Here is a 17305-nt window from a genome sequence, read left to right as displayed (position 1 = left end):
ACGGACCGTCAACAACGAAGGGAAAACAGTGCTGCGATCCACTTGGCGTACCTGGTCCGGCACGGTCGGCTGCGCTCCCGCGCAGCTGGTCCGCCCCACGAGTGAGGATGAGATCGTGCAGGCGGTGCGGGCGGCCGCCGGCAGCGGACTGACGGTGCGGGCGGTGGGGACCGGCCACTCGTTCAACCGCCTGGCGACGACTCCCGGTGTGCTGCTCGACCTCACCTCGTACTCCGGTGTCATCGCCGTGGACCGCGCCGCCGGTCACGTCACGGTCCGCGCGGGCACCCGCATCGCGGCGCTGTGCGAGGAGCTGGACCGCGCGGGCCTCGCCCTGGAGAACATCGGCACCCTCGGCGAGCAGACCGTGGCGGGCGCCCTGTCCACCGGCAACCACGGCACCGGGCTGGCCCACCCGCCGCTGTCCGGGCAGGTGGCCCGGGTCCGCCTGGTCACCGCCGACGGCGCGGTCCGCGACATCGGCCCGGACGGCGACCCGGACCTGTGGGGCGCGGTACGGACCGCGCTGGGCACCCTCGGCGTCCTGAGCACCGTCACCCTGCGCTGCGTCCCGCAGTTCAACCTCCGGCTGCGGCTGAGCGACGAGCCGCTGGACGCGCTGCTGGAACGCTTCACCGACTGGGCGGCACAGAGCGAGCATCCGAGCCTCAACTGGCTGCCGTGGACCGACCGTGTCACGCTCCGCTCGGTCGACCGCACCACGCAGGCCGCCACGCCGCGCGCTCCGCTGCGCCGTTACGCCGCCACCCTCGACGAGGTGCGGTGCGGTCTCACCGGCCAGGTCGCCAAGGCGGCCGGTGCCGCGGCGGTGCCCTGGCTCACCCGGCGGCTGGGCGGCCTGTGGCCCGACAGCACGTACACGGACGCGAGCCACCGGGTGTTCACCTTCCCGCAGCCGGTGCGGTTCCTGGCCATGGAACACGCGCTGCCCCTGGAGCGCACGGCCGACGCCCTGCGCGGCCTGCGGCCCGTGCTGCGCCGGCTGGGCACCTACTCCCCGTACTCGGTCCTGGTACGGGTCGGCGCGGGCGACGACGTCCCGCTCTCTCCCGCGTACGGGCGGGCGACCGGCTACGTCAATCTCACCGTGCCCCGCACCGCCGACCAGATCGAGATCCTGCGCGCCGCGGAGTGCGTCCTGCGCGAACACGAGGCCCGTCCGCACTGGGGCAAGGCGCACACCGCCACGGCCGAGCTGCTCGCGCCCCGCTACCCGCGCTGGCAGGACTTCCAGCGCGTACGGGCGGAACTGGACCCGCTCGGGGTCTTCTCGAACGAGTACGTGCAGAAGGTACTCGGCCCGGTGACGGCCCCGGCCCTGACCGGTGTGGCGCGGTGACCGCCGCCGTGCGGCCCCGCGCCGTGCTGCTGGACTTCGACGGCCTGATCTGCGACACGGAGAGCGCGGGCCACCGCGCATGGCGGGAGATCTACGCCGCGTGCGGCCTGCGGTTCCCCGAGAGCCTGTGGCACTCCATGGTGGGCCGCGCCGACGGCGAACGGCTCGCCGCCGATGACCTCGCGGCCCGCGTCGGCGGCACGCGGGCCGCGACCCTGGTGGCCGACCGCAAGGAGCGCAAGCGGCAGCTGTGCGACAGCCAGCCGCTGCGCCCCGGCGTGCGCGAACTGCTCGACGCGGCACGGGCGCGGGGAGTGCAGGCCGCGGTGGTCTCCAGCGCGCCGCACGCCTGGGTGGCGCACCACCTGCAGCGCCTCGGCGTACGTGACCGTTTCGCCGCCCTGGTGACCGGCGACCTGGCGGCACGCCACAAGCCCCATCCCGACCTGTACGAACTGGCGCTCCGCGTCCTCGACTGCGCCCCCGCACACGCCGTCGCCTTCGAGGACTCGGCGATCGGGGTACGGGCCGCCCGCGCCGCCGGCGTCCGCTGCCTCGCGGTGCCCAACGCGGTCGGCGACGCGGCCGAACTCGGTCACGCCGACGCCGTACTGCCCTCCCTGACCCACTACGACCTGGCGGCGGACGGCTTCCGCACCGAAGGGACACCCGTCGTATGACCACCGCATCCGCACTGGAGACCCTGGCCAGCCCGCAGGCCGGGCACCCGGAATGGCTCTGGCGCTCCGGCGACCTCGTGCCCTGGGAGCAGGCCGCCGTCCATGTCAACGCCGTCGGCCACGCCTCGGTCGCCGCCGTCTTCGAGGGCGTCAAGGCCTACCTCGCCGCCGACGGCGAGCGGCTGCTGGTCTTCCGGCTCGACGACCATCTGCGCCGGCTCGCCGACTCGGCCCGGCTGTGCCGCCTGTCGCTGCCGCATCCGGCCGACGAACTGCACCGGGCCGTGGTGGACCTCCTCACCCTCAACGGCTACCGGGAGGACACCTATCTGCGGCCGTGGGCCTTCCCCCGCGGCATCATCAGGGAGCAGATGGTCCCGTCCGGCGCGGTCTGCGAGGTGATCATCGATTCCTGGCCGTTCCGCAGCGCGCTGGACACCGAACGCGGCTGCCGGGCCGCCGTCAGCTCCTGGCTGCGGGTGGGCGAGCACTCGGCGCCGCCGCGCGCCAAGGCGTTCTCCAACTACCACAACGGCCGACTCGCGTTGATGGAGGCCAGGGAGAACGGCCACGACTGGCCGGTCATGCTCAACGAGCGGCACAAGGTCAGCGAGGGCGCGGGGGCCTGCCTCGCCCTGGTGCGCGACGGCGTCGCCGTCACCCCCTCCCTCACCAGCGGCGTCCTGCCCGGCATCACCCGGGACACCGCGCTGGTCCTGCTGCGCGACCTCGGCATCCCGGTCGAGGAGCGGGAGGTGGACCGCACCGAGCTGTATCTCGCCGACGAGATCTTCTTCATGGGCACGGCGTGGGAGGTGCTTCCCGTCACCACCATCGACGGTCTGACCGTGCGGGACGGCACCCCCGGTCCGGTGACCCGTGCGCTGTCCCGGGCGTACGGACGCCTGGTGCGCGGCGAGGACGACCGCCACCCGCAGTGGATCACGGAGGTCCCGCTGTCATGAGGGCCGTGCTGGTCCGGGAGTTCGGCACCGCGGACGTGCTGCGCACCGAGGACGTGGCGGATCCGCGGCCGGGCGCGGGAGAGCTGCTGGTCGCGGTCGAGGCGGCGGGGGTGAACTTCATCGACGTCTACCGCCGGTCGGGCGCCTATCCCGGCCCGCTGCCCTTCGTTCCCGGCGCCGAAGCGGCGGGCGTCGTCATCGCCACCGGCCCGACGGCGCCCGGCGACGCCGTCCGGCACCGGGTCGGCGACCGGGTCGCCTGGGCCAACCAGCCGGGCGGATACGCCGAACTCGCGGTGGTCCCGGCGCACCGGGCCGTCCCCGTCCCGGCCGGCCTCGGCTCCCGGACCGCGGCCGCGGTCCTGCTGCAGGGCATGACGGCCCACTACCTCACGCACGACACCCACCGCGTGCGGCCCGGCGACACCGTGCTGGTGCACGCGGCGGCCGGCGGCATGGGCCTGCTGCTCACCCAGCTGGTGCGGCTGCGCGGCGGACGGGTGATCGGCACCGTCTCGGCGCCGGAGAAGGAGAAGACCGCCCGCGCGGCCGGCGCCTGGCAGGTGCTGTGCACCGGCGCGGACGCCGTCGATGTCGCCGCGGCGGTGCGGGAGCTGACCGGCGGCGAAGGGGTGGCCGCGGTGTACGACGGCGTCGGTGCTCCCACCTTCGACGCGAGCCTGGCGTCGCTGCGGACGCGCGGCACCCTCGCGCTCTTCGGCCAGGCCGGGGGGCGGGTGCCCCCCGTCGACCTCCAGCGGCTCAACACCGCGGGATCCGTGTTCGTCACCCGGCCCAACCTCGACCACCACATCGCCACCACCGAGGAACTCGCGCGCCGCGCCGCCGAGGTCTTCGGCCTCGTCGCGGACGGCCGACTCGACGTCCACATCGGCGGCAGTTTTCCCCTGGAGGCGGCAGGGCAGGCTCATCGGGTTCTGGAGAGCCGCGCCTCGACCGGAAAACTTCTGCTCACCCCCAGCACCACGATCGGAGACCCAGCATGACCAAGCAGCCCGCCACCTTCACCCTCGGCGGCGACCTCACCGTCCACCGTCTCGGCTTCGGTGCCATGCGGCTCACCGGCGAGCTGAACTGGGGCCTGCCCGCGGACCCCGAGGGAGCGCTCAAGGTCGCCCGCCGCGCCGTCGAACTCGGCGTCGACTTCATCGACACCGCGGACGCCTACGGCCCCGGAACCAACGAGGAGCAGCTCGCCGAAGCCCTCCACCCCTACCCGGAGAACGTCGTCATCGCCACCAAGGCGGGCCAGAGCCGCCCGTCCCCGCGGGAGTGGAAGCCGCTCGGCCGCCCCGAGTACCTGCGCCAGCAGTGCGAGCTGAGCCTGCGCCGGCTGCGCGTGGAGCGCATCGACCTGTACCAGCTGCACCGGATCGACCCGCAGGTGCCGACCGCCGACCAGTTCGGCGCCCTGGCCCAGCTCCAGCAGGAGGGCAAGGTCCGCCACCTCGGCCTGTCCGAGGTCACCGTCGAGCAGATCGAGGAAGCCCGCACCTACTTCGACGTGGTGAGCGTCCAGAACCTGTTCAATCTGACCGACCGCTCCCACGAAGCGGTGCTCGACCACTGCACCCGGGAGAACATCGCCTTCATCCCGTGGCTCCCCATCGCGCGCGGCGAGCACGCCGGCCCCGGCAGCCCGGTGGCCGGCATCGCCCGGGAACTCGGCGCCACGCCCGCCCAGGTGGCCCTCGCCTGGCTGCTGCGCCGCTCACCCGTGGTCATCCCGATCCCCGGCACCTCCTCGATCGCCCACCTGGAAGAGAACATGCGGGCCGCCGACATCGAGCTCACCGACGACCAGTTCACGCGGCTGTCCCAACTCGCCTGAACGGAAGGCAGAGACCACCACCATGAGCATCCTCGTCCTCCACAAGAAGAACCTCAGCCGCCGCCGTCATCTGGCGCGGGCCCGGCAGTACGCCCACGACCACGGCGAACGCCTGCTGCTGGTGATGAAGGACCCCGAGTGGGAAGCGGAGTACGTCGACCGGGTCGTCATCGCGGACACCAGCAGCATCGAGGAGACGCTCGCCGCGGTGCAGGCCCTCGCAGCGGAGGAGAGCGAACCGTTCTCGGCGGTGGTCACCTTCGCCGAGGCCCCCGTGCCCTCGGCCGCACGGGTGGCGGCCGAGTTCGGGCTGGTCTCGGTGAGCGAGCGCACCGCCCGGCTGGCCCGCGACAAGTGGGCGATGCGCGAGGCGTTCGCCGCCGGCGGCGTGCCGCAGCCGCGCCACGGCATCGCCCGGTCCCTCGACGAGGCCCGCGAGGTGGCCCGGCACACCGGCTTTCCGCTGGTGATGAAGCCGGTCCTCGGCACCGGCAGCATGTTCGTGCGCAGTGTGGACAACGAGGACGAGCTCGCCGAACACTTCGACGGCTTCCTCAAGGGAGCCTGGGACGGCTTCACCTACGATCCGCTGCACCGCTCCGCGCACCAGGAGTACGACGGCGGGCTGCTGCTGGAGGAGTTCGTGCCCGGCGCGGAGATCTGCGTCGAGTCGCTGGTCCACGACAGCGTCACGCACACCCTGGCCATCCACGACAAGCCGCTGCCCACCGGCCCCACCTTCGAGGAGGTGTACGCCTGCACCCCCACCCGGCTGCCGGAGAAGACGGTGCGGGCGGTCGAGGAGGCCACCGTCGCCGTGCACCGGGCGCTGGGCATCACCACCGGTGCCACGCATGTCGAGTTCCGGCTGCGTGGTGACACCGAACCCGTGGTGCTGGAGGCCGCGGCCCGGATGGGCGGCGGCCCCATCTACCGGTCCGTGCTGCTCTCCACCGGCGTCGACATGGTCGAGGCGGTGCTGGACATCGCCCGCGGGCGCGCGCCCCGTGTCGAACCGGCCGAGCGGCCTACTCCCGTCGGCTTCTGGAACATCTTCCCCGACCGGGCGGGCACCCTCACCACGGTCACCGGCCTGGACGAGGTGCGCGCCGACCCTCGGGTGGACGAGGTGCAGATCTACCGGAGCCCCGGCGAGCAGCTGCTCGTACCACCGCGGACGTTCCAGGGCCACGGGCACCTCATCTTCACCGTGGACAGCGAGGACGAACTCGACGCCACGTTCCGGCACATGACCGCCACCCTGCGACTGGAGACCGAATGACCAGCACCAGGCGCCGGGTGGCCGTCGTCGGCGGCCACTCGCACTCGGTGATGTCCGCCCTCGACCTCGACCTGGACGTCGTACTCGTCCACGCGCCCGGCATGTACGAGGAGATGCTCCACGACTACTGCGAGCGCATCGTGCACGCGGAGCTGTCCGACGCCGGATCGCTGCTGGAGGCGATCCGCCCGCTGCACGAGGAACGCCCCTTCGAGCGGGTGCTGACCACCAGCGAGGCCGGAGCCGTCCCGACCGCCGTCGTCGTGGAGCAACTCGGCCTGCCGGGCAACAGCGTCTCCGCGGTACGCGCCCTGTACGACAAGGTGCTCACCCGGGAGGCACTGGCCCGCGCCGGGGTCAGCCCGGTCCGGTACCAGGTCGTCGACAGCGCCCGGTCCCTCACCTCGTTCCTGCGCGCCGTCGGCGGCCGGATCGTCGTCAAGCCCGTCGACGGCACCGCCAGCGCCGACGTGCACATCCTCGACGACGAGGCAGCCGCGGCGGACGCGTGGGAGCAGCTCGCCGCCGCCGGGTACCGCAGGGCGCTGGCCGAGGAGTACCTCGACGGCCCGGTGATCAGCGTCGAGGCGTTCTCCGCCGAGGGCCGCCACCTTCCCGTGGCCCTGATGACGTCGGTGCTCGACGAGCACCTCGTCGAGATGGAGCACTCCATACCCGGCGCGTACGGCTCCGAGTGGACGGACGAACTCCACCGCCAGACCGTTGCCCTGCTCACCGAGGTCGGCCTGTGGGAAGGCCCCACCCACACCGAGTTCATCCTCACGGCGGACGGCCCGAGAATGCTGGAGTCGCACAGCCGCATGGGCGGCGGCGGCACCCCCTCCATCCTGCGCCGCGCCTACGGACTGGACTTCTCCCGGCTGTTCCTGTCCGTCCCGCTGGGCATCGAGAAGCTGCCCGAGCGGGCGCCCGAGCCGGTCGGCGCCGGACACATCCGCTTCTTCGCCCCCGAACCGGGCGTGATCACCGGATTCGACGGGATCGAGCGGCTGACGGAGTCCGGAGTGGTGGTGCGGCAGGCGCCGGTCGGTGCCAAACTGCCCGGCGTCCCGGGGCTGGTGGAACTCTCGGGCGCCGACACGGGCGTCATGCTGCAGATGAACGTCGGCGACACGGTGCCCGCGATCCGGGCCGGATGGGACCGGGCGATGGGATACGTCATCGCCACCGGCAAGGACACGGCGGACGCGGCACGCCGCTGCGCCGAGGTCGACGAGATCCTCCGCTTCCGCACGATGCCCGCCCCGCGCACCGGGGACGGCGCCTGATGGCCGAGCCGCGGACGACCGACGGCAAGGGCACCGCGCCGCGCGGCGCCGCCGAGACCGGTTCCCTCCTGCGCGACCACGACTTCCGGATGCTGTTCGCGGGCGCCGTGGTCAGCAAGGTCGGCACGCACATCGGCTACATCGCGCTGCCGCTGGTGGCCATCGAGGCCCTGGACGCCTCCCCCGGGCAGGTCGGCCTGCTCGGCATGCTGTCCACCGCCGCCTTCCTCCTCATCGGGCTGCCGGCCGGAGCCTGGGTGGACCGGATGCGCTACCGCCACGTCATGATCGTCACCGACCTGGCGCGGACCGCGCTGCTCGCCTTCGTACCGGTCGCCGCCTGGCTGGACGTCCTCACCATCGAGCAGCTCTACGCCGTGGTCCTGCTGTCCGGCTGCGCCACCGTGCTCTTCGACGTGGCCGCCCAGAGCTGCCTGCCCCAGCTCGTCGGCCGGGACCGGCTGATTCAGGCGAACGCCCAGCTGAACGGCTGGGACGCGGCACTCCAGGTCGGCGGCCGGGGCGGCGGCGGCTTCCTGGTCGCGGCGCTCACCGCCCCGGTCGCCGTGCTCGCCAACGCGCTGGGCTTCCTGTGGTCCGCGCTCTGCCTGACCCGCATCCGCGCACCACAGGAGAAGCCGCCCAGGGACCGGCGCAAGAGCCTCGCGGCGGAGGTCGCCGAAGGCGTCCGGTTCGTGTTCGGCCATGCCGTGCTGCGGCCGGTGGCGCTGGCCGGGGCCGTCACCAACCTGTCCGTCTTCACCATCACGACCATGATCCCGGTGCTGTTCCGCGACGAACTGCACCTGCCGGTGTGGACGATCGGCGTGTTCCTGTCCGTCGGCGGAGTCGGTGTCTTCCTGGGGGCGTTCGCGGCCCGTCGGACGGGGGAGTGGCTGGGCGCGGGCCGCGTTCCGTGGATCTTCGGCCTGTCCACTGCCCCGTTCGCCCTCGCCGTGCCGTTCGTCCTGGACCGCGGGGTGTGGCTGTGGGTGGCCGCCGGATGCTGGCTGCTGGTCACGTTCCGCATGGGCGTCGACAACGTGCTGATGGTCAGCTTCCGCCAGCGCGTCACCCCCGACGCGCTGCTGGGCCGGATGAACGCCACCATGCGCTTCCTGTTCACCGGAGCGCTGGCGATCGGAGCCGGACTCGCCGCGGTCATCGGCGAGTACGCCTCCGTACGCGCCGCCCTGTGGACAGGCGCCGTGACCCTGTCGGTCGCGTGGCTGCCGGTGTTCTTCTCACCCCTGCGGACCATGCGCGAACTGCCCTCCCAATAGCCCGCGAAGACGCGGTGAATGCCCGGGAACAGATGACGCGGTGAATGCCCGGGAACAGAAGGCGCGGTGAATGCCCGGGAACAGATGACGCGGTGAACGCCCGGGAACAGTAGCCCGGCGAGCGCCCGGGTACAGAAGGCGCGGTGAACGCCCGGGAACAGTAGCCCGGCGAACGCCCGGGAACAGAAGACGCGGCGTACCCCGGGAACAGAAGACGCGGCGTACCCCGAGAACAGAAGACGCGGCGAACCCCGACAACAGAGGACCAACCCATGACGGACCAGGTGACCACGGCCTACAACGAGCAGTGCCTGAACGGGAACACGGACCTGCTGCACGCCATGGCCGACGCCCAGTTCCCGCCGCTGTTCCACGAGTCCTGCGGCCACCGGCTGCTACCGCGTCCGTTCTTCATCGACGAGACCCGGATGCGCGCCTTCGCCGACGACATCCGGTCGGTCTTCGACCTGCTCACCCAACTCCCCACGCGACTCTTCGACGGCGACCTCGGCGCGTACTGCGACGCCCTCGGGATACCGCCCCGGCAGGCCGCCCTGATGCGCCGCTTCGCGGACGCGGAACCCGTCCCCTACGGCCGCGCCGACATCTACCACGACGGCACGTCCTTCAAGCTGCTGGAGTTCAACGTGGGCAGCGAACTGGGCGGCGCCGACCGGGCCGAGATCCAGCGGGCGCTGCTCGGCGTTCCGGCCTTCCGCGCCTTCGCCGAGGAACACCGGCTGAGCTATGTGCACACCGGGGAACGCATCGCCGACGCCCTGCGTGCCGCCGCGGCCCCGCTGACCGGTGGGGCGGACCCCGTCGTGGCCCTGGTCGAAGGGGACGGCGGCCTGGCCCCGTACCTCCATCTGGTGCGCTCCTTCCAGGAGATGATGCGCGGCCTCGGGATCGACCTGCGCATCGGCGAGGTGGGCCAGGTCGGTGAGAAGGACGGCCGACTGCACCTCGACGGCGCCCCCCTCGACGTGGTGCTGCGCTACTTCTCCCCGGCCCAGATCGCCCGTACCCCCGGTGCCGAGGAGGCCGTCGAGCCGATCCTGCGTGCGCACGAGGAGGGCAGGGTGGTGCTGTTCACCACCTTCCAGAGCTCCCTGTACGCCAACAAGGGCTGCCTGGCGCTGCTGTCGGACGAACGGAGCCGGGACGCCTTCACGATGGCGGAGCGGGACCTGGTGGACCGGGTGCTGCCGTGGACCCGTGAGCTCACCCCCGCCCTCGTCGAGCACTGCCGCGAGCACCGGGAGCAGCTGATCGTCAAGCCGCGTGGGGACTTCGCCGGAACCGGCATCCACGCCGGCTGGGAACTCGGCGACCGGGACTGGGCCCGCGTCCTCGACTCGTGCGCCGGCCACGGCTTCGTCGCCCAGGAGCGGGTGGTGCCGCGCCGGGAACCCGTCGTCAGTCCTCGCACGGGCCGCGTCGAGGACTGGATGGCCGCCTGGGACGTCTTCCTCACCCCCGGTGGATACGCGGGTTCGCACATCCGCGCCTTGCCGTACGGAGACAGCGCCGTCGTCGGCATGGGCGCCAACCCCGCGTGCCGCACCTCCGGACCGTTCCTCGCCCCGACGTGACCGGGTGGTTGCCCGGGACCGGTCCCGGGCGTCCTGCACCAGGATGCCCTCATCAGCGAGCCGTTGGCCGCATCGCTGCCGGACCGGAATCGGTTGAACCTACCGAGGGGGAAGACACGCATGGACAAAGCGCAGGCCGCAGGAGGTCGGACGGCTCCCGCGAGGTCCCGCGCGCTCTGGGCGCTCGGGCCGGTCCTCGCGTTTATGGTCACGGCCTGCGGTGGCGGTGACAGCGACGCATCGGGGAGTGCCGTGACGCCGACGGCGGGCAAGGGACAGCGCTCGGCGTCCCCCTCCTCACCGGCCACGCCGTCTCCGACCCCCACGCCGTCCCCGACACGCAAGGAGGCCCGGGACGGGCGGGACCTGGATGCGTGCCTGGACCGCACCTGTGAGGTGGAAGTCAGGGATGGAGACACGATCCGGTTCGCCCCCAAGTTCATCTCCGAGACGTTCACGGTGGACCGCATCACAGACGACAGAGTCGAGTTCTCGGCGACCGACGACCAACCCTCGCCGCTGAGGGGCTGGGTGGGCGGCACCGGAACAGTCCAGACCGGCGACATCCATGTCGACTTCGACCGGCCGGACGACGAGAGGGTCATCTTGAAGTTCAGCCCCAGGCGGGACGAATAACCGGCCACCTCCCTGCAACCCCACATCGGCAACCCAGTCCGCCACGGGCGCCCCGTCCTCGTCTCCGCTTCGGGTACCTTGCTGCCGGTTGGGCGGTGGCTTTCGCTGGTTTGCATTTCTTCTGGGCCCTCGGCGGGCAAGTGGGGCTGGATGTCTCGTCCGGTGAGCGTCTCGTGTCCGAGCGACCGGCCTGGTTCGTAGCCGGAGGCCTCTGGGGAGTCGGCCTCCTGTGCCTGGTCGGCGCCGCGGTGGCACTCGGGCTTCGGCGGCGCGGTGCGCATGGGCGCTGGTGGCCGAACAGCAACTGGCAGCGCGCGGCTTCGGCAAGGGCGCAGTCATTCACTGACCAGGTGACGGTTGCGTGGCGTCGCTACGACGGGCGGGTCGGTTTCCGGAGCCTGGCGAGGCGGCGCCAAGCCAACCAGAGGCTGTTCACCAGCAGGACCGCTCCCGCGATGGGCCGGCCCAGACGCTCATCGGCGGCTCCGGCCGTCGGTTCGCCGAGAGACGGGACGAGCGCCGCCAAACGGCCGAAAGTGTGGCCGCAGTGTGGCCGGGGAGCTGGTAGACCGTGACAAGGAACGGGCTGTGCCGCGCCTCAGTACGGCCCCCCGGCGGGAAACCCGCACAGCCGAAAGACGCGAACACCGGTGCTGACGGGACGGAGGCAGGGCGATGGCGACCACCGCGGGCGAGACCGGGGCGGGTACGGTTCCGGCCGGACTCCAGTTGCCGGGGATCGTGCTGGGGGTGGGGCTCGGCGGGTTCGTCGACGGCATTCTCCTGCACCAGCTTCTGCAGTGGCATCACATGCTCACCAGCACCAACGACGACCGTATCGGGGTGAAGTACTACAACCCCAACACGGTGTCGGGGTTGGAGATGAACACCGTGTGGGACGGCATCTTCCACGTGGTGTGCTGGCTCGCTGTGCTGACCGGGCTCGCCATCCTGTACTCCCGGGTCACCCACAACCGGCGCCGCGTGTGGAGCTCCAGGGTGCTGTGGGGCTGGGTCCTGGTCGGCTGGGGGCTGTTCAACCTCGTCGAGGGCGTCCTGGACCACCACGTCCTGGGCATCCACCACGTCTACGCCGGTGACGGCCAGATCTGGTGGGATTTGGGCTTCCTGCTGCTGGGCGCGCTGCTGGTGGCCGGGGGCTGGCTGCTGCAGCGCGGCGGACAGTCCTTCGACCCCGAGACTCCCGCCGGCCGACAGGCACGGCGGACCGCCTGATGGAGCACGACCACCCCATTCCCGGCCATGACCCGGGCAGCAGTGTGCCGGAGATACTGGTGCCCGCGCTCGCCGCGCTGGTGTGCGCCGGTACGTATCTGTGCCTGGCCCACCGGGCTCGGCTCCGCAACCCGGTGCGGGGCTGGAGCAACTGGCGCACCGCGGCCTTCCTCACCGGGCTGGTCCTGCTGGCCACGGCACTTCTGCCGCCGGTCGCGCCCTTCGCGCACGCCGATTTCCGCGGGCACATGGTCCAGCACCTGCTGATCGGCATGTACGCCCCGCTCGCCCTGGTGCTCGGCGCGCCGGTCACTCTGCTGCTGCGCACGCTGCCCGCCGCCCGCGCTCGTCGGCTCACCGCCGTGGTCCACAGCCGCCCCGCGCGGTTGTTCGCCCGTCCGGCCGTCAGCCTGCTGCTGTCCACCGGCAGCCTCGCGGTTGTCTACTTCACCCCGCTCTACAACGCGGCCATGGCCCACCCGGGCGGGCACTGGCTGCTGCACCTGCACTTTCTGCTGTCGGGGTGCCTGTTCGCCCACGTGATCGCCGGGCCCGACCCCGCGCCTGTCCGGCCCGGCGTCCGCGCCCGTCTGGTCTGGCTCGGCGTGGCCATCGCCGCCCATGCGGTGATCTCACAACTGATGTACGGCGGCTTCTGGGTCGACATCCACGCCCCCGTACCCGAAGTCCAGGGCGGTGCGGAGATCATGTACTACGGCGGCGACATCGCCGAACTGCTCCTCGCCGCAGCCCTCGTCGCGACCTGGCGCCCGCAGCACCACGCCCGCCCTTCACCGGACGGCTCACCTGCCCACGGCGCCGCTCCCGCGTGAGGCCCGAACGCTGCGACCGTCCGGCCCTCACGCGGTTGCCGCTCTGGAGTCGTGTGACCTCGGACCGTCTCGTCCGGCACCTGCCGCGGCGGCCGTCTCCGCTCCGGAACCCTCGGGCACTCCTCGTACAAGCTCACCGCCGACACCTACACCAGCGTCCTCCCCCAGCTCGAACAGGAGGCCGCGGACGCGCCCGTGGGCGATCGTCCCGCGCAAGGCGCAGTGTTGGGTTACCCGGGGGAGCCAGCGAGCTGTTTCCCTCTCCGACTGCAGGGGCGGCGGCGCGGACGTGCTCGTGGACGAGTTCAGCACGCGTCTGGGACCTTGAGGTCAGGGCTGGGTGGTGTCCACGATGAAGCGGCGACTGAGACTGATCTCCGCCGAGAGCAGGCCCGGGTCGGCGGTCACCGTCAGCTCGTACTCCCCGTCCCGCAACGCCCCCACGTCGAGCACCCTGTGGCCTCCGACCCACAGGGTGGGGACGATCTCGCCGTTCAGCCTGACCTCGACACTGCGCAGCGCCTCATTGCCCAGCGCCTCGTCGCCGTTGCGATCGACCACGTCCACCGTGAGCGTGGCCTCGGAGAGCGCGGCGGCGTTCAGCACGCCGCTGCTGGGGATGCCGCGTATCCGGAGCTCCGGCTGGTTCACCGCGTTGGCCACCGCGATGCCGCCGATAGCCAGGGCGGCGGCGACAGCGGCAACCAGAAGTGTGATGAGTACCCTGCGCAGGGACCGGGTTCGCACAGGGTCCGACGTCTTCAGGGCCAGCCGCATGGACACGTCCTTCGAGGAGTTGCTGCTGTGGGTCGTCGGCTCCGCCTCTTCGCGTCCCGCCCGTGGCCTTTGCATCGGCCTCCTGCACCGGCTTGAGGACAGACGGGCCCGAGGACACGGACTCGGACTCGCGGGTGTCCGGCGACCCTGATGGTGCCACCTCGACCGTCACGGAATCCAGTTCGCCCTCACCCTCGCCTGGCTTCCTTACCAAGTGGGCCTGCCGTCGTACCGCGCCGGGCCGTGTCGGCGTTCCATTCCGTGCCCGCGGCGGCATCCAGGGCGTTCGCCGGAATCCGGGCCAGCCGGTTGTGCCGCTTGGACGCACCCGGAGTCACGACGACCATGCCGTCCACGATCTCGATACCGTGGCACTGCTCCTCGGACCAGGACTCGTACTCCTCCGCCGTGATCTGCTCATGCATCCACGCCGGAGCCACCATCTCGGCCGTCATGAAGCACCTCCCGGACACCGTGCCGCGGGCCCGATCCCGCCGGATTCAGCGTACTGCTGACGTTCGCGGCGCCGGCCACACCGTCGAGAGCTGCACCACCCCGCGACGCGAACCATTGCGGAACCCTGCTCCGCAGGACGCACCGACGGAACGGTGGTCGGATTCGACGGTTCTGGCGTGAACGGATCGGGCCCACGCTCCGTATGCGTATCCGATTGAGGTGCGCGTCCGGACCAATTGCTCGATCTTCATGGGTCAGTGCATATGGGCCGCGAGTGCAGCGGCCACGGGGGATGTGAGGAAAGCATGGACATGGCGAGTGGCACGGTGCGGGGCAGCAGTGTGCTTCCGGTGGACGCGGCGCGCTGGGCGATGTGGACATTCGTCATCGCCAACCTGGTGGTTGTCGAGGCGCTGTTCGTCAGTGCCGGTTCGGGCAAGAACGGGGTGCTCACGGTCGCCAAGTTCTTCGGACTGCACGCGGCCCTGCTGATGCTGTTCCAACTGCTGCTAGTGGCCCGGCTGCCCTGGCTGGACCGCCGTATCGGGATGGACCGGCTCACGGTGTGGCACCGCTGGGTCGGTTTCTCGCTGCTGTGGACCGTGCTCACCCACGCCACGCTGGTGGTGCTCGGCTACGCGACACTCGACGACACGTCCATGGGGAAGACGTTCGTCGCACTGAGCGGGGTGCCGGCCTCCCTGCTGGGCATGCTTGCCGCGGCCGTCATCGTCGTGATCGCCGTGATCTCCACCCGGCCCCTGCGGCGGCGGCTGCGGTACGAGGTCTGGCACGGCCTGCACCTGCTGCTCTACGTGGCCCTGGGCCTGTCGTTCGTCCATCAGTTGCAGGAGACCACGACGTTCACGTCCTCCGCCTTGGCCACGGCCTACTGGTGGATCCTGTGGCTGTTCGCCTTCGGCGCACTGCTGACGGGGCGTGCCGCCATGCCGCTGTGGCGCAACGCCTACCACCGGTTCCGCGTCACGGCCGTGGTGCCGGAGTCGGACAACGTGGTCTCCGTGTACGTCACCGGCCGGCACCTCGACAAGTTTCCCGCCCGCGCGGGCCAGTTCTGCATCTGGCGGTTCCCCGGGCACAACCACTGGTGGCTGGCCAACCCCTTCTCCCTGTCGGCAGCGCCGGGCGGACAGGGGCTGCGCCTCACGGCGAAGGCGGCGGGCAGCGCCAGTGCCGGCCTCCGGAACGTCCCGGTCGGCAGCCGCGCCTTCGTGGAGGGGCCGTACGGGGCGTTCACCTCGCTGCACCGGACCCGGCCCGGCGTCCTGCTGATCGCGGGCGGCGTGGGGATCACGCCCGTGCGGGCCATGCTGGAGGAGCAGGCGACCGGCGACGTCGTCGTGCTGTACCGGGTGCGCAGCGAGGCCGACGCCGTGCTGCTGAACGAGGTGCGCCAGCTGGTCGCGCTCCGGGGCGGACGGCTGCACCTGCTCACCGGCAGGACCGGCGAGCACGGTGCCCCACCGCCATTCAGCCCGGAGAGCCTGCACCATCTGGTCCCCGACATCGCCGAACGCGACGTGTACGTCTGCGGCCCGCCCGCCATGACCGGGGCCGTGCTCTCCGGCCTACGAGACCTGCGGGTTCCCGCGCGGCAGGTGCACGCCGAGAAGTTCGGTCTGGCCTGACCGGGGAAGGGGACCGACGTCCAGACCTGCGCATACAGACCGGCTACAGGCCGAGCAGTACCCGTTGCTCACGAAAAACGGCCCCGGACGAGGAGCCCGAGGCCGAATAGAGCGCCTCCCGGGGGAAGAAACCCCAGGTCAGCGACGCAACGCGTGGGTGCCCCCGGCAGGATTCGAACCTGCGACACCCCTTCAGGAGTTTTCTCTTGGCGGGGCTGTGGCCTGCGGAAATATGGACTGCAGCGTTCCTGGCCTGGGGAAACACTGCTCCGCAGTTCTCACGTCTTCGCGGTGCTTTCCGTTCCCGTGTGGGCTGGATATGCGCCGGTGGATGCTGTCCGACGAGGGCACAGGTTGCTCAGTCGAGTCGGCGAGTGGTGGGAGTGAGGTACGGGCGGCGTCTCGTCAGACCTTCTCGACTCGCACGGAGTGTCCCGCGAGGAGCTGGTTCATGTCGTCGGTGTCGGAGGTGAAGACGGTCGCCTGGGCGCCCTGCGCGGCTTCTCGTCCGGCCACGGCTGCCAGAACGGCGTCGATGGCGTACTTGTGACCGTGCAGGCCCGCTGCCCTCAGCATGTCGCGCGCCATGGCGATCACCTGGTCGTCCGTGTGCACGACGCGGACCCGGGACAGCGTCCAGTTCCACAATGCCTGCCTGGCCGCTTCGCGAGGGTCCCATGCCTCCAAGGTCGCGAGCGCCGAGGTGACGATCGGGATGTCGAGCCGCGGAGCCGTCTTGATCAGCGCGGCCATCTCCCGGTCGCCCTGAACCGCTTTGGAGAGAGCCTCGGAGCCGAACACGAAGACGCGCTGTCGCGGCCGGTGCAGCTTCGCTCGGGTGGTACGGCTCACGTGGCCTCGTCCGGACGCGATCGCTGCTCGTCATGCCAGTTGTCAATGGCGGCGATGCGGTCCAGCGCTGCTTGCTGCTCGTCGTCCGTCACGGCGCCGTGCTCTTCTTCGAGGCGTTCGGCAAGCTCGCGCAGTCGGTCCATGGCGTCCTGGTGAGCGGCGGCGGCGGCGATGTAACCGGACACCCCGCGCGCGTCGACGCGTTCCTTGATCGATTCCACCAGCTCTTCCGGCACGGTGATGGTGATCTTCCGGGTTGCCATACTTCAAGTATGCCAGGTCTTCTCCGGCGTAGCCTGGCCTTCCCGGGGAGATCGCCTGCCCAGCCGCCTTCCGACGGATACCGCGCAGGTCTGCGAGAGGCGCATCCAGGGAGCATGGGGCTGTGGACTCTTCGTGGACTCCGGGCGCGGAAAAGCCCCTCCGTTCGAACTGAAAGGGGGGCCTAACACTTCCCTGACCCGCGGCTTAGGTCTGTGCCCCCGGCAGGATTCGAATCTGCGACACCCGCTTTAGGAGTTTTCCCTGAGGCACGTGAGAACTATGGAGAGGTGTTTGTT

Annotated in this window: 17 protein-coding genes and 1 pseudogene; 14 read left to right on the top strand and 4 right to left on the bottom strand. The window is 71.2% G+C overall.

The window, feature by feature from the left end:
• Positions 1-28 precede the first annotated feature (28 nt).
• From KWI83_RS13300 to KWI83_RS13240, 13 genes are all read left to right on the top strand, one after another.
• Entirely contained in the window at positions 29-1360 is a 1332-nt protein-coding gene (locus KWI83_RS13300) for a D-arabinono-1,4-lactone oxidase (protein WP_308122045.1), read from the top strand.
• Positions 1357-2040, top strand: a complete 684-nt coding sequence (locus KWI83_RS13295) for an HAD family phosphatase (protein WP_218514560.1) — start codon at positions 1357-1359, stop codon at positions 2038-2040. Before KWI83_RS13300 ends, KWI83_RS13295 begins: the two co-directional genes overlap by 4 nt.
• Positions 2037-3005, top strand: a complete 969-nt coding sequence (ilvE, locus tag KWI83_RS13290; protein ID WP_218514559.1) for a branched-chain-amino-acid transaminase — start codon at positions 2037-2039, stop codon at positions 3003-3005. The genes KWI83_RS13295 and ilvE overlap by 4 nt, the downstream gene beginning before the upstream one ends.
• Positions 3002-4012, top strand: coding sequence for a quinone oxidoreductase (locus KWI83_RS13285; RefSeq protein ID WP_218514558.1), 1011 nt, complete (start codon positions 3002-3004; stop codon positions 4010-4012). Before ilvE ends, KWI83_RS13285 begins: the two co-directional genes overlap by 4 nt.
• Complete coding sequence (locus KWI83_RS13280) at positions 4009-4857, top strand: aldo/keto reductase (RefSeq protein ID WP_218514557.1); 849 nt, start codon at positions 4009-4011, stop codon at positions 4855-4857. The genes KWI83_RS13285 and KWI83_RS13280 overlap by 4 nt, the downstream gene beginning before the upstream one ends.
• 22 nt (positions 4858-4879) lie before the next feature.
• The gene (locus KWI83_RS13275) at positions 4880-6139 is read left to right on the top strand and encodes an ATP-grasp domain-containing protein (protein WP_218514556.1); all 1260 of its coding nucleotides are present in this window, start codon (positions 4880-4882) and stop codon (positions 6137-6139) included.
• Positions 6136-7428: an ATP-grasp domain-containing protein gene (locus KWI83_RS13270; protein ID WP_218514555.1), complete on the top strand. Its 1293-nt coding sequence runs from the start codon at positions 6136-6138 to the stop codon at positions 7426-7428. The genes KWI83_RS13275 and KWI83_RS13270 overlap by 4 nt, the downstream gene beginning before the upstream one ends.
• Positions 7428-8711: an MFS transporter gene (locus tag KWI83_RS13265; RefSeq protein WP_218514554.1), complete on the top strand. Its 1284-nt coding sequence runs from the start codon at positions 7428-7430 to the stop codon at positions 8709-8711. Before KWI83_RS13270 ends, KWI83_RS13265 begins: the two co-directional genes overlap by 1 nt.
• Before the next feature lie 272 nt (positions 8712-8983).
• A complete protein-coding gene (locus KWI83_RS13260; RefSeq protein ID WP_218514553.1) occupies positions 8984-10306 on the top strand; it encodes a hypothetical protein in 1323 nt (440 codons plus the stop codon).
• Positions 10307-10558: 252 nt separating this feature from the next.
• Positions 10559-10942, top strand: a complete 384-nt coding sequence (locus tag KWI83_RS13255) for a hypothetical protein (protein ID WP_218514552.1) — start codon at positions 10559-10561, stop codon at positions 10940-10942.
• A gap of 95 nt (positions 10943-11037) precedes the next feature.
• Entirely contained in the window at positions 11038-11517 is a 480-nt protein-coding gene (locus tag KWI83_RS40260) for a DUF3995 domain-containing protein (RefSeq protein WP_218514551.1), read from the top strand.
• A gap of 100 nt (positions 11518-11617) precedes the next feature.
• Positions 11618-12178 carry a DUF2243 domain-containing protein gene (locus KWI83_RS13245; RefSeq protein ID WP_218514550.1) on the top strand — a complete coding sequence of 187 codons (561 nt, stop codon included), beginning with the start codon at positions 11618-11620 and terminating at the stop codon, positions 12176-12178.
• A complete protein-coding gene (locus KWI83_RS13240; RefSeq protein ID WP_218514549.1) occupies positions 12178-13011 on the top strand; it encodes a cytochrome c oxidase assembly protein in 834 nt (277 codons plus the stop codon). Before KWI83_RS13245 ends, KWI83_RS13240 begins: the two co-directional genes overlap by 1 nt.
• A gap of 330 nt (positions 13012-13341) precedes the next feature.
• Here the strand turns inward: KWI83_RS13240 and KWI83_RS13235 are convergent, their stop codons facing one another.
• Both KWI83_RS13235 and KWI83_RS13230 read right to left on the bottom strand, forming a co-directional pair.
• Complete coding sequence (locus KWI83_RS13235; protein ID WP_218514548.1) at positions 13342-13863, bottom strand: hypothetical protein; 522 nt, start codon at positions 13861-13863, stop codon at positions 13342-13344.
• Between the two features lie 167 nt (positions 13864-14030).
• Positions 14031-14243: pseudogene (locus KWI83_RS13230) on the bottom strand (Uma2 family endonuclease); the annotation flags it as partial.
• Positions 14244-14555: 312 nt separating this feature from the next.
• Between KWI83_RS13230 and KWI83_RS13225 the strand changes: the two are divergent.
• Complete coding sequence (locus tag KWI83_RS13225; protein ID WP_218514547.1) at positions 14556-15893, top strand: ferric reductase-like transmembrane domain-containing protein; 1338 nt, start codon at positions 14556-14558, stop codon at positions 15891-15893.
• A gap of 405 nt (positions 15894-16298) precedes the next feature.
• Here the strand turns inward: KWI83_RS13225 and KWI83_RS13220 are convergent, their stop codons facing one another.
• A complete protein-coding gene (locus KWI83_RS13220) occupies positions 16299-16745 on the bottom strand; it encodes a hypothetical protein (protein ID WP_218514546.1) in 447 nt (148 codons plus the stop codon).
• On the bottom strand, positions 16742-17008 hold the full coding sequence (locus KWI83_RS13215; RefSeq protein WP_218514545.1) for a hypothetical protein: 267 nt from the start codon (positions 17006-17008) through the stop codon (positions 16742-16744). Before KWI83_RS13215 ends, KWI83_RS13220 begins: the two co-directional genes overlap by 4 nt.
• Positions 17009-17305 lie beyond the last annotated feature (297 nt).

The organism is Streptomyces sp. TRM70350 (assembly GCF_019219825.1).
Taxonomy (GTDB): Bacteria; Actinomycetota; Actinomycetes; order Streptomycetales; family Streptomycetaceae; genus Streptomyces.
The sequence above is the reverse complement of the archived record's forward strand: the minus strand, read 5'-3'. Positions and strand labels throughout refer to the sequence as shown.

Excerpts from the sequence above, each read along its gene's own strand:
- KWI83_RS13280 (WP_218514557.1), top strand. The coding sequence starts at position 4,009 with ATGACCAAGCAGCCCGCCACCTTCACCCTCGGCGGCGACCTCACCGTC.
- KWI83_RS13245 (WP_218514550.1), top strand. The coding sequence starts at position 11,618 with ATGGCGACCACCGCGGGCGAGACCGGGGCGGGTACGGTTCCGGCCGGA.
- KWI83_RS13265 (WP_218514554.1), top strand. The coding sequence starts at position 7,428 with ATGGCCGAGCCGCGGACGACCGACGGCAAGGGCACCGCGCCGCGCGGC.
- KWI83_RS13275 (WP_218514556.1), top strand. The coding sequence starts at position 4,880 with ATGAGCATCCTCGTCCTCCACAAGAAGAACCTCAGCCGCCGCCGTCAT.
- ilvE (WP_218514559.1), top strand. The coding sequence starts at position 2,037 with ATGACCACCGCATCCGCACTGGAGACCCTGGCCAGCCCGCAGGCCGGG.
- KWI83_RS13235 (WP_218514548.1), bottom strand. The coding sequence starts at position 13,863 with ATGCAAAGGCCACGGGCGGGACGCGAAGAGGCGGAGCCGACGACCCAC.
- KWI83_RS13240 (WP_218514549.1), top strand. The coding sequence starts at position 12,178 with ATGGAGCACGACCACCCCATTCCCGGCCATGACCCGGGCAGCAGTGTG.
- KWI83_RS13215 (WP_218514545.1), bottom strand. The coding sequence starts at position 17,008 with ATGGCAACCCGGAAGATCACCATCACCGTGCCGGAAGAGCTGGTGGAA.
- KWI83_RS13260 (WP_218514553.1), top strand. The coding sequence starts at position 8,984 with ATGACGGACCAGGTGACCACGGCCTACAACGAGCAGTGCCTGAACGGG.
- KWI83_RS13270 (WP_218514555.1), top strand. The coding sequence starts at position 6,136 with ATGACCAGCACCAGGCGCCGGGTGGCCGTCGTCGGCGGCCACTCGCAC.
- KWI83_RS13285 (WP_218514558.1), top strand. The coding sequence starts at position 3,002 with ATGAGGGCCGTGCTGGTCCGGGAGTTCGGCACCGCGGACGTGCTGCGC.
- KWI83_RS13225 (WP_218514547.1), top strand. The coding sequence starts at position 14,556 with ATGGCGAGTGGCACGGTGCGGGGCAGCAGTGTGCTTCCGGTGGACGCG.